At 58.9% G+C, this 12,358-nt stretch carries 13 protein-coding genes and 1 pseudogene; 8 read left to right on the top strand and 6 right to left on the bottom strand.

Annotated elements, in window-relative coordinates; genetic code table 11:
* A pseudogene (locus LJD17_RS21905) lies at window positions 1-339 on the top strand (nucleotidyltransferase domain-containing protein); the annotation flags it as partial.
* Window positions 340-386: 47 nt separating this feature from the next.
* On the opposite strand, the gene LJD17_RS21900 reads toward LJD17_RS21905, so the two are convergent.
* Window positions 387-740 carry a hypothetical protein gene (locus LJD17_RS21900; RefSeq protein ID WP_227386326.1) on the bottom strand — a complete coding sequence of 118 codons (354 nt, stop codon included), beginning with the start codon at window positions 738-740 and terminating at the stop codon, window positions 387-389.
* A gap of 171 nt (window positions 741-911) precedes the next feature.
* Entirely contained in the window at window positions 912-1,670 is a 759-nt protein-coding gene (locus LJD17_RS21895; RefSeq protein ID WP_227386325.1) for a class I SAM-dependent methyltransferase, read from the bottom strand.
* A 299-nt stretch (window positions 1,671-1,969) separates the two neighbouring features.
* Between LJD17_RS21895 and LJD17_RS21890 the strand changes: the two genes are divergently transcribed.
* Window positions 1,970-2,791 (top strand): hypothetical protein, encoded by an 822-nt coding sequence (locus LJD17_RS21890; RefSeq protein ID WP_227386324.1) that lies wholly within the window; start codon window positions 1,970-1,972, stop codon window positions 2,789-2,791.
* Between the two features lie 72 nt (window positions 2,792-2,863).
* On the opposite strand, the gene LJD17_RS21885 is transcribed toward LJD17_RS21890, so the two are convergent.
* From LJD17_RS21885 to LJD17_RS21870, 4 genes are all read right to left on the bottom strand, one after another.
* Window positions 2,864-3,955 (bottom strand): hypothetical protein, encoded by a 1,092-nt coding sequence (locus tag LJD17_RS21885; RefSeq protein ID WP_227386323.1) that lies wholly within the window; start codon window positions 3,953-3,955, stop codon window positions 2,864-2,866.
* Window positions 3,956-4,121: 166 nt separating this feature from the next.
* Entirely contained in the window at window positions 4,122-4,829 is a 708-nt protein-coding gene (locus LJD17_RS21880) for a hypothetical protein (protein WP_227386322.1), read from the bottom strand.
* Window positions 4,830-4,870: 41 nt separating this feature from the next.
* Window positions 4,871-5,392: a thermonuclease family protein gene (locus LJD17_RS21875; protein WP_319799720.1), complete on the bottom strand. Its 522-nt coding sequence runs from the start codon at window positions 5,390-5,392 to the stop codon at window positions 4,871-4,873.
* A gap of 464 nt (window positions 5,393-5,856) precedes the next feature.
* A complete protein-coding gene (locus LJD17_RS21870) occupies window positions 5,857-6,849 on the bottom strand; it encodes an ABC transporter substrate-binding protein (RefSeq protein ID WP_227386321.1) in 993 nt (330 codons plus the stop codon).
* Window positions 6,850-6,973: 124 nt separating this feature from the next.
* Here LJD17_RS21870 and LJD17_RS21865 point away from each other — a divergent pair, with 124 nt between their 5' ends.
* The 6 genes from LJD17_RS21865 to LJD17_RS21840 all read left to right on the top strand — a co-directional run bounded on the left by LJD17_RS21865 (window position 6,974) and on the right by LJD17_RS21840 (window position 12,312).
* Window positions 6,974-7,642 (top strand): TetR/AcrR family transcriptional regulator, encoded by a 669-nt coding sequence (locus tag LJD17_RS21865; RefSeq protein ID WP_227386320.1) that lies wholly within the window; start codon window positions 6,974-6,976, stop codon window positions 7,640-7,642.
* 88 nt (window positions 7,643-7,730) lie between these two features.
* Window positions 7,731-8,546, top strand: a complete 816-nt coding sequence (locus LJD17_RS21860) for an ABC transporter permease (protein WP_227386319.1) — start codon at window positions 7,731-7,733, stop codon at window positions 8,544-8,546.
* Window positions 8,543-9,586, top strand: coding sequence for an NAD-dependent epimerase/dehydratase family protein (locus LJD17_RS21855; protein WP_227386318.1), 1,044 nt, complete (start codon window positions 8,543-8,545; stop codon window positions 9,584-9,586). The genes LJD17_RS21860 and LJD17_RS21855 overlap by 4 nt, the downstream gene beginning before the upstream one ends.
* Window positions 9,573-10,418, top strand: a complete 846-nt coding sequence (locus LJD17_RS21850; protein ID WP_227386317.1) for a GNAT family N-acetyltransferase — start codon at window positions 9,573-9,575, stop codon at window positions 10,416-10,418. The genes LJD17_RS21855 and LJD17_RS21850 overlap by 14 nt, the downstream gene beginning before the upstream one ends.
* A gap of 35 nt (window positions 10,419-10,453) precedes the next feature.
* Window positions 10,454-11,509 (top strand): dihydrodipicolinate synthase family protein, encoded by a 1,056-nt coding sequence (locus LJD17_RS21845; RefSeq protein ID WP_319799719.1) that lies wholly within the window; start codon window positions 10,454-10,456, stop codon window positions 11,507-11,509.
* Window positions 11,506-12,312 (top strand): ABC transporter ATP-binding protein, encoded by an 807-nt coding sequence (locus LJD17_RS21840; RefSeq protein WP_227386315.1) that lies wholly within the window; start codon window positions 11,506-11,508, stop codon window positions 12,310-12,312. The genes LJD17_RS21845 and LJD17_RS21840 overlap by 4 nt, the downstream gene beginning before the upstream one ends.
* The last annotated feature ends 46 nt before the right edge of the window (window positions 12,313-12,358 follow it).

Here is a 12,358-nt window from a genome sequence, read left to right as displayed (position 1 = left end):
ATCAGTGACCTCGCCGACGACTTACGGGGCGAGCGCTCGCCCGAAGAGGTCTTTGCGATTGCGACCGCGCTCTATCAGAAACTTGGTGACTTGATCCTGTTAGGGCGCGGCGCTTGGACAGGCCGGGGCAAGTGGTTGCCAAGGAAGCTGAAGGAGCTAGACCTCGAGATCGCAGATAGATTTGAACACGCGTTTCGACGCGCAGCCGAGGGCCATGCAGGGCCGCTGTTGGCCATCGCAGAAAGTGAACTGGATCGTCATGGCGGACGCTATTTCGCGGGTTACAGACTAGATGCTCCGTCTGAAGCCAGAACTTCGATAAAGGCCGACATTTCATAAACAACGTTCGGTGAAATTCCGTAGGCTCTGTTGGTCCCTTATCAGCCTCATGTCGCTGCCGATCGATATTCGTCAGCGATCTGCTTGGCCTCACTGATACCAAGATGAATTAACTCGTGAGACTGACCGGCTAGGATCCTGATTTCGACTGTGTCATCCGCTACCATGCTGGCGCGTAGCTCGAAGTGGCCGCTCTGATGAGCCAAGACAACCTCGGAAAGCTGCCCGTCTAGGAGCGAACAGAAGCCTTCGATGAAGCTGGAGAAGTGTTCGCGCCCGAAGTTGGCCTCTGGACGCTCCTGAAATCCATCATACAGCTCGACAAACCGGCGATGAACACGAAACCAGCGGTCGGTGCCGAACCGGATGCGAACGGGGCGGTCGGCTCCAAGTTCCGCCAACTCCTTCTAAGACGTTGCTGATACGGCTCTGAGCAAGGCGGTTAGAAAGAGTTTGATCTCAGCAAGTATGGCCATGAATCCCGTTTGGATAATCAGAGATCTGTCTAAGACATTTCCAAAGGCTAGCCGAGGTTATACTATTCTCACCCCTGCTGCATTCCATAACGCAGCTTAACGGAAATTCGCATGACAAGCTTCTGCATGGAGAAGTGGACGTGCCTTCAGCCACAGAAACAGTGGAACACGCGCCCATTGCTTCAAGTGCTCTTGGCCCTCGCTACGATCCGGGATTGGCTCTCGTAGGGAGGTAATAGCGAACCCAGCTTTTTCCAATGCTGCGGAATAGGCCTCCAAAGGCTGTGACCACCCAGCAAAGTGCATCTGCAAACCGTCGCGTTCCTCAATCCCCTCAAATCGCTGGCGTCCAAAGTAGGTGCCTTTCAGAACGAATGGAGCGTCTGGCTCCGAGCTAGTGAAGCTCCCTCGATCCCGGAATGGATGTACTAGGGAAATGAAAAGCTGCCCGGTGGGACGCATGACCCTGCGGATTTCTCGTAGCGTCGCAGGTACATCCTCTACGTCCATCAAAACATTGTACGCCATCACCAGATCGAAGCTGCTTTCTGCGAACGGTAGATCGCGAGCATCTGCAACCGCATACTCGTGAGCAGAGTCGGCCTGCTGGGCGGCCCCGACGAGATCGGCGACAGTGTCTGTTGCGGTGACTTGATATCCAAGAGCCTTGAGCTCTCGGGAGACACGCCCTTCGCCACATCCAATCTCTAGGGCCTTACCACTGCCCTCGCTGATATATGCAACGAGAGCCTCGCGATAAGCCCAGAAGGCATCGTGCTTGGGTGAACGCGCCCAGGCTGTCCATTCTGCTGCTACGCGTGTCCAGTGTTCCCGGTCGAGCCGAGGTTCGTCCATCTGACAACTCCATTCATATCCACGTGATATTGAAACAGAAGGCAGCCATAGAGGCTGTCACGTTATGGCTTAGAAGCCGTTTTTAGAACTCGCAATAAAGTTCGAATTTCAAAAACGGCGTGCTACGGAATTTGGTGTGAACAGTCGACCCGTCTCTTGCTGCCACCTTGGTATTTGCACGAGAATGGCTCATGTCAGGAACAACGCTCACGCCCCTGTCTCTCATTCAGACCGCATGCCTCGTCTTGCAGCGTCCGAAGCTGGATGATGCCCAACCCATCTTTGATGGAGTGGTATGAATGGAAATGAACACCAAGCCAATCTGGCGCTACCTGGCCGTCTTGATCACCATGATTGGCGCAGACTCAGCCATTGCGAGGGCTGCGAGCAGTCCCCCGAGCGCGAAAGGGCAGAAGGTTGTTTTCATCCCCTGGATGGTGCGAAACCCTGACCGCGTCATCACTTTGCGACAGCCCGCCGGCTACACGTCACTTTGGGGTGGGGCCGTCTCAGCTTGGCTTGGAAAAGACTATCCCAATCAGGGTATTGCCGCCAACGGAGCAGAAGCGATCTTCCTATTTGCCGCTCTCCTGCCCGATCTGAGCCCACGAACCCCAGACAACTTGGCGGATTTCACCCGGCCTGGTGGCGGAGACAAACTGGAAGGTGCCGTTGAAGCGGGCTTCATCGTCGGGAGCGACGTAACCGAAGGAAAGCGTTACGAGATAAAGCTATCCCTCGCGCAAAGATTTCTTGTCGATCTAACTGAACCAGAGTTGCGCAATAGGCCACTGGAGCGAAGAGCTCCGAAGTTCGGCCTCAACAGAATTGGCATTCAGGCGCCCCTCCCGGAGCTCAATCCCTATACCAAGGTCAAGGATCTTTTGTTTCTAGGAGAGGACGTTGAGCGTAGTCCGCTCTTCATCGTTTGTGATTCGGACCAACGCAGGAGCAAAGAAGAAGATCCAAGCGCGAAAATCGTCGCACAGTGTGAACAGACGATGGTCTTCCTGCCTCTGAATGCGGTGGTTCGGTTTCGCTATCGCCGCGTATTTCTGGAAGATTGGAAGAACATCCAAATGGGAGTCGAGCGCTTACTATGGTCGTTTACTGTGGATTAGACTTTCGGGCGGTCAAGCAGGCGCCCGGCACCAAGATCGTCCCGGGCGGACATACCGGGTGATCGCCGTTGATTAATCATCGGATTCCAGACGGATCTGAGGATTGCCTATTCTGATCGGACGATCAGTGCCGCACTTAAACGTGTGCGCCGTGTTATCGGCGACCTCAGCCGCCTGTTGATTAGCGTTCTTCAGACGGGCGCTGACATATCCGATGTGGCAAGCTTCATTCCCGTTGACCTTTGTCACGACCAAAACCTGGCTTGGCTTGTCGTCTGCACCTCGGGTGAAGTACCGGAGGATCCCTGCAAAGGGCCTGCCGTCTCGAACGCGCCATTCGATCTTCTTGCCAATCATACCGCCAGAGACTTGGAATCCAGGCTCGAGTTGGGTGTTGGTGCTGTCACCAAAACGAACGGCGGCTACCAGACCGGTGTCCATGAACTGAGCCCTCCGTCCACCGGGCGCCGAGCAGCTCCAATGGCTGAATTCGGACTCGCTCACTATCTGCTTACAGGTTTTGCCCTGAGTATCTGAATAAACTGCGGTGATGGTCCCTGTGGGCGGAGGTAGGGGTTCACCCATCTTGTCGAGCTTCGCTGTCGCAGATCTCGCCCTATCAAGACGGACGAGCTTGGTGCATTCTTTTGCGTATCTGCCCTTGGATGCGACATTGAACTGGATCCCGACGTTCGGGATGAACGCCGCATAGTTTTTGTCGTCCGGGGCATTGGAGGCGTCGACGAGGGCGGTGATCGTTGTACAAACGTCGTCTTCGACGATCCGCGACCGGCCGCCTTCGGTGACCTTAATCCTGACCGGGCAGGTACCCCAATCCACTGTGCTGGTCGAAGAGTTCGGCCCGTTATCGCAAACGGTATCCCATGCGCGATAGATAGAAGCTAACACGGTCGTGTCGCCGTCCTTGAACTCCTTGGCGAAAACGTATCCTGGCACGAGTTGCCCAGATGTGGCCGGATTCCCTTTTCGTTCGGCGTTGGCCTTGTCGAGTAGGTCCTTCCAGATCTCAACTGCGGGATGGGAATAGATCCCAGGCTCACGCAGATCCAGAGGATGCATCACATCCTCTGCATTCTGAGCGAAGGCCGGAAGGGTGCAACTCATGAATGTGGCGGATGCTGCAAAGGCGAATTTTAGCTTCATGGAACGACGGTCGCGTTAGATCCCTCCTGCCTTCGGCGATTTAATCGGGACGGTCAACTCCCTTTCATGACGTTGGCAGTCCCTGGCGAACATATTTGGACCGCCTTCCACCCGGGTGGGTCCTTCGGCTTCGTCGCCTCCTCGTTCGGCTCCGGCCAGAGTGGCGTCATGCCGACAGCAAATTCCCCGGTGGCCAGACAGTCCCGTTACAGCTGATCTTGCCAACGATCTGGCCGTTCTCTTGAATTTCGCCGGCGGTCCAATTGGCACTGCCACGGTCATTGTGCTCGATGTAACCCCTGCAGACTTTCGAAGCCGTAGCGAACTCTTCAATCGGAACGACTTTTCGGATGGCGCCAGGGTCCCGGCGCGAGGGATCTTGGCCACGATCTGGATTTCCGCAGGTGTCCAGGACGACCGTGTAGCGAGCTTCACTTGAGCTGAGATTCTTCAGGATTGGATCAGTGCACTCCGAGCCGGCCAAGTCGCTAGCCCGGATGGTCATGTTCGCCGGCACTTCGCCGTTGCAGAAGTCTGCATCCTCGGACTCGTACCGTATGAGCTTTCGACCTAGTGGTCCGACTTCAGAGCAGGAGGACACGTAGGTGGCGTCGGCCGCGACGATCATTTTGGCGTCAGGCTCATCGCCTCTATATGAGCGAATGACGGCGTTGCCCTGATCGATTTCCAAATCGATCAAACGCTTGGTACCGTCCGGCGCTTTGGGGGTCAGGGTGAGGCCGCCATAATCCGAATGGGAAATCTGAAAGAGCCAGTCTTCCGATTGGCGGCCGATCAGGTCTTCGGCGCTGCCATCGGCAATGCGCCAGTCACGGATTTCGGTCTGGCAAAGAAGAGTTCTGTTCTCGGTCATGGTATTTCTCACGTTGGGCAACGAGCAGGAAACAGAGCGGGTCATGCGAACAGATCTACCTGCCGAAGAAACGTGGTCGGAAGGCGCGGTGGTTCGGGGGTGAATTCTAAAGGAGGCTTGGCGACTGAGACCGCTGCCTCACGCATTGCCCTGGTTTCTTTGAAATCCGCGCAGACAATCTCGGTCCGGGGCGATGTTCCGCGCCACAGCCGATCATAACCGCTGGTGTCGAGGCCGCAATTGGGCTGGGTGAAGGTTCCGGCCCATATCCCGCGGCGGGAAGCTCGTGCGGCGTCCTCCTCTGCCACGTAGTCGTTGCTGTACTGGCGGCAGGCGATCGCATAGCCGCTCGCCACCATCCAGGCGTTAAGGTCTTCGCCATTCTGTGAACAGACCGCAATCGTGCGGCCGTAGCGGTCCCGGTCTCGCCCCAAGCAAGAGACGAGCGACCCGATCCTGTTGGAAAGTGCGGGGGCGGCCTGACTGCCGCAGCAATAGCCTGCACCAACGGTGTCCTTGCTGGCCTGTGAGCTCTCTAGAGCATCAATCCCATGCGGGCGGATGCTTTTGCCGTGGATATCGATGCCGTTTCCAGAGAAACAAGTGCTCTGCTCAGTTTGTCGAGCTCTACATTCAACGCCTGATCACGCAGCGAGATGTGGTCGATCCGCATCCTAAGCCGACATATAGAGATGCCTTAGCCGACATGCTGCCTTAAAAACCTCGGCTAAGGCTTCGGCGGTCCAAGGGGGGAGAAGCCACATGATAAACTTTGGCTTCCCGTCGATGACAGCAATGTGCTCACACATGACAACGCCCTGACAGGTTAGCCGTGCGGAGCTCACTGCCAGGGCGCTTTTGTGATGCCGGTTGCAACACCACACCGCTACTATGCGCAACGAATGCCGGAAGTGCAACCAAACGCTGTGTGTACAAGTACGAAGCTAGACTCATGCTGATGTGAGAGGGTCAGCCACAATATCGGCGGTCGTCTGTCGCGGTCTGAAAGCGAGTCGCAAATGAGTACCTACTTTGCCGTCATCCTGATCGAAGTATCGAGAAACTCGTTGGTATAAGCCGTGGAGGCTTCAAAGGGCTGCTCTAGGCCGAAATAGGTCTTCACCATCTCGAAGTCGTTCTTCACCCGCTGGTCGTCGAAGGCTCCAAGGGCGGTCGAGGTCGTCGTCGGATCGCGCATCAGTTCCTTGATCCGATTCCACTGATCGCGCTGGTTGGCCTCATCAAGACCACTGACGCTGGCCATCAGGGCCTTGAGGCAAGGCGCGACGTCCTGCACGCAGGCCGCGAACGCCTTCTGGCTCACCTGGGTGAAGGCCTTCACCACTCCGCGCTTCTTCTCGAGATAGTCGGCGTTGACAATGATGGAATTGCCGTAAGGATTGATGCCGATGTCGCGCCAGGCGAGGAAGCTGAGATCGTCGCCGAACTCGCGCACCTTGAGATCGTGCTCGTTATAGAAATCGCTCGTGATGTCGATGGCGCGGCTCTTTAAGGACGGCACCTTGGCCTGCGGGCTCACATTGACGAAGCTGACCGAACCTGGGTCGATCCCGACCTGCTTGGCGAAGGCCGGCCACATGATGCGGGATGCGTCACCGGGCGGGTTACCGATCTTCTTGCCGGGAAAATCCTTCGGGCCGCCGATGCCGCTGCTCTTGAGCCAGTAGAAGCCTTGAGGGGAATTGGCATAGATGGCCATGACCGCTACGAGCTTGGCACCTTTGCCGCGGGCGAGGAGCGAGGTTGCGAGATCCGAAATGCCGATTTCGGAGGTTCCGGCACCGACCCGCTGGGCCGAAACGCCGGATCCCTTTCCGGTTTCGATCGTCAGATCGATGTTGGCCTCGTCGTACCATCCCTGCGCCTTCGCATAATAGTACGGAGCATGGTCGGCGGTCGGAACCCAGTTGAGAACCAGGTTGACCTTGTCTTTACCCAAGGCGCCGACCGGAGCCAGAAGCGCAGCGGTGGCAAGGGCGGCGGACGCAAGTTTGATCATGATTGTTGTCCCTCTAGGTCTCCGGCCCGTCCTGGTGCCGGGGCTAGAAAAAGACTAGCCTTTCGAGCCAACCTAGATCAACTATCAATTAACTGGTTGGTTGATACACGCGTAGAGGGCTCCAATGGCTGATCTCACCCCTTGTTCCGAAGACAATACGGCACGCACCGGCAAGCGCGATCCTCAGGCCTCCCGTCAGGCCCTGCTTACCGCAGCCATTGCCGAGTTCGCCAGCAAGGGTCCCGCAGGAGCCCGTGTCGACGAGATCGCGCGCCGCGCCGGCGTCAACAAGCAGATGGTGTATCATTATTTCGGCAACAAGGATGATCTCTTTCGGGCCGCCCTCGAAGAGGTCTATGGCCGGATCCGTGCGCGTGAGCGCGCTCTGAACCTTTCCGATCTTCCCCCTGTGAGGGCCATGGAGAGCCTTGTCGGCTTCTCGTTCGATTACCTTGCGGAACATCCAGAATTCATCGCGCTCCTCAACGACGAGAACCGCTATGGCGCCATGCACTTGGATGGTCTCCGAGAGGTGCAAAGCATGCATCTGCCGCTCGTCGAGCTTATCCGGGACGCCCTGCAGCGGGGCGTTCGGGAAGGGGTTTTCCGGGACGATATCGACCCGATCAACCTCTACATTTCCATCGCCGGGCTGTCGTATTTCTTCTTCTCCAACAACCGGACCCTGTCGGCCATCTTCGGCACGAATCTTGGCGATACGAAAGCCGTCGCAGTCCGCCGCCGCCACGTCATCGAGTTCGCCCTCGGGGCGCTCCGCCCTCTTCAACCATAGTCGCATCTTATCAACCAACCAGATAGTTGATTAGCAGCTTAGGGTAAGCTAGCCTCCCTTCACCTGACGGAAACGGGAGAGGCTTCCCATGACGAGCAGTGTCCAGACTGCCACGGCCCGTGTTGAACCTGCTCCCGGCAAGTTCGCGTCTGCAACAGGCCGGAGGTGGCTCACCATCGCCGCCGTCCACATCGGGATCATCGTCCTCTGGCAGGCGATCGTCACCATTTTCCCGATCCCCTCCTTCATCCTGCCGGCCCCAACGGCGATCATAGCCTCTCTGGCAAAGCCCAATTACAGCTGGGTCGAGAACACGCTGGTGACCGCAGCCGAGATATTCGGCGGCTACGCCCTGTCCGTGGTGCTCGGCGTCGTTCTCGCGCTGCTGTTCTCCTGGTCTCGGATCCTAACGCTGCTGCTATTCCCCCTGCTGGTGACGCTCAACATGATCCCGAAGGTTGCCCTTGGCCCCCTCGTGATCGTCTGGTTCAGCTACGGCATCAGCACGAACATTCTGATCACGTTCACCCTCTGCTTCTTCCCGATCCTTCTCACAACGGTACGCGGCCTGAACGAAGTGGAGCCCGACATTCTCGACCTTGTGCGCTCCCTCAAGGGCTCGCGCTGGCAGGCCTTCCGCTACATCCAGCTTCCGGGCTCCCTGCCCTACATCTTTTCCGGCATGAAGGTCGCGGCCATCCTGGCTGTTGCCGGCGCGGTCGTCGGCGAGTTCATCGCCTCCGAGCGCGGCCTCGGATACCTGATGATCCAGGTCCAGGCCTCGCTCGACACGCCCGCCATGTTCATGGCCGTGGTTCTGCTCACGCTCCTCGGCATCGCGCTGTACCTCATCGTCATGGTGATGGAGCACCTGTGGGTTCCCAAAGACGCGAGGATGAAATGACTGCTTGGCTCGACGATGGCTCCTGGCCCGCAGGGTTCGATACCCCTGAAGACGTGGATGCCTTCATGGCAATACCGACGCGCGCGCTGGCAAGGGATCTGGCGGCCATCGACGGCGACATCATGATCCTTGGCGTCGGCGGCAAGATGGGCCCTACCCTTGCGCGCCTCGCCCGCAAAGCGGCGCCCGACAAGCGAGTGATCGGCGTGGCCCGCTTCAGCGAACCGGGCCTGCGCGACAGCCTCGAAGCCCATGGCATCGAGACGACCTCCTGCGATCTCACGGATCGCGCCGCCGTCGAAAGTCTGCAGAAGACACGCAACGTAATCTTCATGGCCGGGCGCAAGTTCGGCGCTCAAGGCAATCAGGCCCTCACCTGGGCCATGAACGTCCATGTGCCCGGGCTCGTAGCCGAAGCTTTTCGCGAGTCGCGAATCGTCGCGTTTTCGACCGCCTGCGTGTACCCATTCGTCGGGATCGGCAGCCAAGGAGCGACGGAGGACAGTGTTCTGAACCCGCCTGGCGAGTATGCATTCTCCTGCATCGGTCGCGAACGGATCTTCGAGCACTTCTCCCAGATCTACAAAACACCCGGCCGGCTGTTCCGCCTGAGCTACGCCATCGATCTTCGCTATGGCGTCCTGTTCGACGTGGCCCAGAAGGTTCGCGACAACGAGCCGGTGGACGTTACCATGGGCCATGTCAACGTCATCTGGCAGGGTGATGCGAATGCCCAGGCCCTGCGATGCCTGCGCTATGCAACGGACCCGACGAGCCCCATCAACGTGTCTGGTCCCGAAACCACGTCCATCCGTTGGCTCGCGAAGGCCTTCGGTGAGCGCCTCGGAAAGACGCCCCAGATCGTCGGCCAGGAAGCACCAACCGCCTGGCTCGTAAACACTGCACAGGCCTCCGGGCTGTTCGGCTATCCCTCCGTTCCGCTCAACCGCATGATCGATTGGGTGGCCGAGTGGGTCGCCCGCGATCGTCCGAGCCTCGGCAAGCCGACGCATTTCGAGACCCGCGATGGCGCCTATTGAGAACCTCCGACTACAACCGATCGATGAAGGCCTGATCGAAGGCTGCATGGCCTTGTCAGGGGAAGCCGGCTGGAACCAGCTTCCGGATGATTGGTCCTTCTTCATGAGGCACGGCAAGGTCTTCGCCCTGCTGGACGACGGCGGGCAACCCGTTGCCACGGGGGCGACCCTTCCATATTCGGGCGGGTTCGCGTGGATAGGCATGGTCCTGGTTGCCGCTTCGCACCGGCGGCAGGGACTCGGCACACGCATCCTCCAGGCCTGCTTGCAGGAGGTGCGGGGCAGAGGCCTTGTGCCGGTCCTGGACGCGACACCTGCTGGGGAAACCGTCTATCGCCCCCTGGGCTTCGAGCCTCACTTTGGCCTGTCGCGCTGGCAGGGACAAGGCGGCAACACGAGTAGGATGCGCCCAGGAATAAGGCCGCTGCGCGAAAGCGAGGTGGCGGCTCTCGTCGCTTCAGATGCCATGGCTTTCGGAGCCGAGCGCCCTGCCCTGCTGACGTCTCTGCTTCGAAGAGCGCCACGGCTCGCTCTCACGACGGACGACGGATCAGGCTGCTTGCTGGCCCGGCCCGGAAGGCTGGCGACGCAGCTGGGACCCGCTATCGCCCGGTCCGAGATGAAGGCCGGAGAACTTCTCGAGGCCGCGCTCGATCTGGTCGACGGCCCGGTCTTCATCGACGTAATTGATGCGCATCCGGAGCTCGCGCGTGTCTTGAAGGACAGAGGGTTCTCGATCCAACGGCCATTCCTGCGCATGGCGCAGAACCGTTCGACACCGTTCGGTGATCCCCGCCGGCTCTTTGCCGCCGTCGGACCCGAATTCGGCTAATCATTCCGCCCGCTGAGAGGACGACCCGCATGGCACTGCACCACTCCCAACTTTCACCGGAGATTCTCAGCATGATCCGTAGGGGCGTCGCCATCCCGGCGCATCCCCTGGCTCTTGATGCCGAGCGTCGGTTCGACCGTGCACGGCAGCGGGCGCTGACCCGCTACTACGTTGATTCAGGTGTCGGAGGCCTTGCGGTGGGCGTCCACACGACCCAGTTCGCCATCCGCGAGATTGGCCTCTTTGAGCTGGTTCTCGCCGCCGCCATGGAAGACAGCAAGGGATGGGCGGACCGTCATCTCGTGATGGTGGCCGGCGTCTGCGGCAAGACCGAGCAGGCCATCACAGAGGCGCAGACCGCCGTCCGTCTCGGCTACCACGCAGGCTTGCTGAGCCTCTCCGCCCTCAAGGGCGCGAGCATCGACGAGATCATCGCCCATTGCCGCCGCGTCGCCGAAGAAATTCCCCTCGTTGGCTTCTACCTGCAGCCTGCCGTCGGCGGCATGTCGTTGGATGCAGCGTTCTGGGAACAGTTCGCCGCGATCGAGAACGTCATTGCGATCAAGATAGCGCCCTTCAACCGCTATCGGACCTTGGACGTGGTGCGAGGTGTGGTGGCGGCGCGTGCAGAGGAGCGCGTGACGCTTTACACGGGAAACGACGATCACATCGTGCTCGATCTTGTGACGCCGTTCACCGCCATTCGAGACGGGATGTCTGTCACGGTCCGCATCAAGGGCGGTCTTCTTGGCCATTGGTCCGTCTGGACGCGCAACGCCGTCCGGATGCTGGATCAGCTACAAAACGCCGTCGAAGCGGGCCCCCTTGCGCCGGAGATCCTCGCGCTCGATGCCCGAGTGACCGATTGCAACTCGGCCTTCTTCGACGTCGCCCATGACTTTCATGGCTGCATTGCCGGCTGCCATGAGATTCTGCGCCGCCAGGGCCTGCTCGAAGGCATTTGGTGCATTGATCCGCACGAGGGTCTGAGCCCCGGACAATTAGAGGAAATCGACCGGGTGAGCCGCGACCATGCCGACCTTTCGGATGATTCCTTCGTTGCAGAGAACCTGCACAGGTGGCTGGCATGATGAGCGCACTTGCACCGAACCGGACGCGAATCACGAACGAAGCCGATCCAATGATCCGCCTGCGCAACGTGCGCAAAGTTTACCGCACAGGCGGGCAAGAATTCGTCGCTGTATCCGATGTGACGATGGACATCGCGGAAGGAGACATGGTTTCCCTTGTCGGCCCAAGCGGATGCGGCAAGAGCACCCTCCTCAGGATTCTCGCCGGGCTTCACGATGCCGACGACGGCGAGGTAAGGATCGGGACGTGCGCCTCTACCTTCACGCCTGGACGCGACGTGGGCATGGTCTTCCAGCAGGCGCTCCTGCTGAAATGGAGAACCATTCTGGAGAACGTGATCCTACCTGCGGAAATCCTCGGCCTTCCCCATCGGGAAGCGAAGGAGCGCGCTCGTGACCTTCTCAATATGGTCGGGCTGCAGGGCTTCGAGAACAAGTATCCGTATGAGCTCTCAGGCGGCATGCAGCAGCGCGCATCCATCGCACGGGCTCTGGTGCACGATCCCAAACTCATATTGATGGATGAGCCTTTCGGAGCGCTCGACGCCCTCACCCGAGAGAAGATGAACCTTGAGATGCTGCGGATATGGCAGCAAAGCTCGAAGACGATCATCTTCGTGACGCACTCCATTCAGGAGGCTGTATTCCTCGGCTCACGCTGTGCGGTTTTAACGGCTGGGCCGGCCCGCATGGCGGACTATTTCGACATCGTGCTGCCATTGCCACGCACTCTCGAAGTCAAAACAACGGAGCAGTTCGGCACTTATACCAAGCGAATTTATCACCTTCTCGGAATGGACTAACCATTGCGGGAACAGTATTTCTTTTGATTGCTTTGAACTCACACCC

This window comes from Microvirga rosea, assembly GCF_020595095.1.
In the GTDB taxonomy this organism is placed as follows: Bacteria; Pseudomonadota; Alphaproteobacteria; order Rhizobiales; family Beijerinckiaceae; genus Microvirga; species Microvirga rosea.
Note: the sequence above shows the minus strand (reverse complement) of the source record. Positions and strands in the feature narration are given on the sequence as shown.

What these genes read in the sequence shown, in the direction of transcription:
- LJD17_RS21855 (WP_227386318.1), top strand. Translation starts at nt 8,543, where the DNA reads ATGACTGCTTGGCTCGACGATGGCTCCTGGCCCGCAGGGTTCGATACC.
- LJD17_RS21850 (WP_227386317.1), top strand. Translation starts at nt 9,573, where the DNA reads ATGGCGCCTATTGAGAACCTCCGACTACAACCGATCGATGAAGGCCTG.
- LJD17_RS21860 (WP_227386319.1), top strand. Translation starts at nt 7,731, where the DNA reads ATGACGAGCAGTGTCCAGACTGCCACGGCCCGTGTTGAACCTGCTCCC.
- LJD17_RS21870 (WP_227386321.1), bottom strand. Translation starts at nt 6,849, where the DNA reads ATGATCAAACTTGCGTCCGCCGCCCTTGCCACCGCTGCGCTTCTGGCT.
- LJD17_RS21880 (WP_227386322.1), bottom strand. Translation starts at nt 4,829, where the DNA reads ATGACCGAGAACAGAACTCTTCTTTGCCAGACCGAAATCCGTGACTGG.
- LJD17_RS21865 (WP_227386320.1), top strand. Translation starts at nt 6,974, where the DNA reads ATGGCTGATCTCACCCCTTGTTCCGAAGACAATACGGCACGCACCGGC.
- LJD17_RS21895 (WP_227386325.1), bottom strand. Translation starts at nt 1,670, where the DNA reads ATGGACGAACCTCGGCTCGACCGGGAACACTGGACACGCGTAGCAGCA.
- LJD17_RS21890 (WP_227386324.1), top strand. Translation starts at nt 1,970, where the DNA reads ATGGAAATGAACACCAAGCCAATCTGGCGCTACCTGGCCGTCTTGATC.
- LJD17_RS21840 (WP_227386315.1), top strand. Translation starts at nt 11,506, where the DNA reads ATGATGAGCGCACTTGCACCGAACCGGACGCGAATCACGAACGAAGCC.
- LJD17_RS21885 (WP_227386323.1), bottom strand. Translation starts at nt 3,955, where the DNA reads ATGAAGCTAAAATTCGCCTTTGCAGCATCCGCCACATTCATGAGTTGC.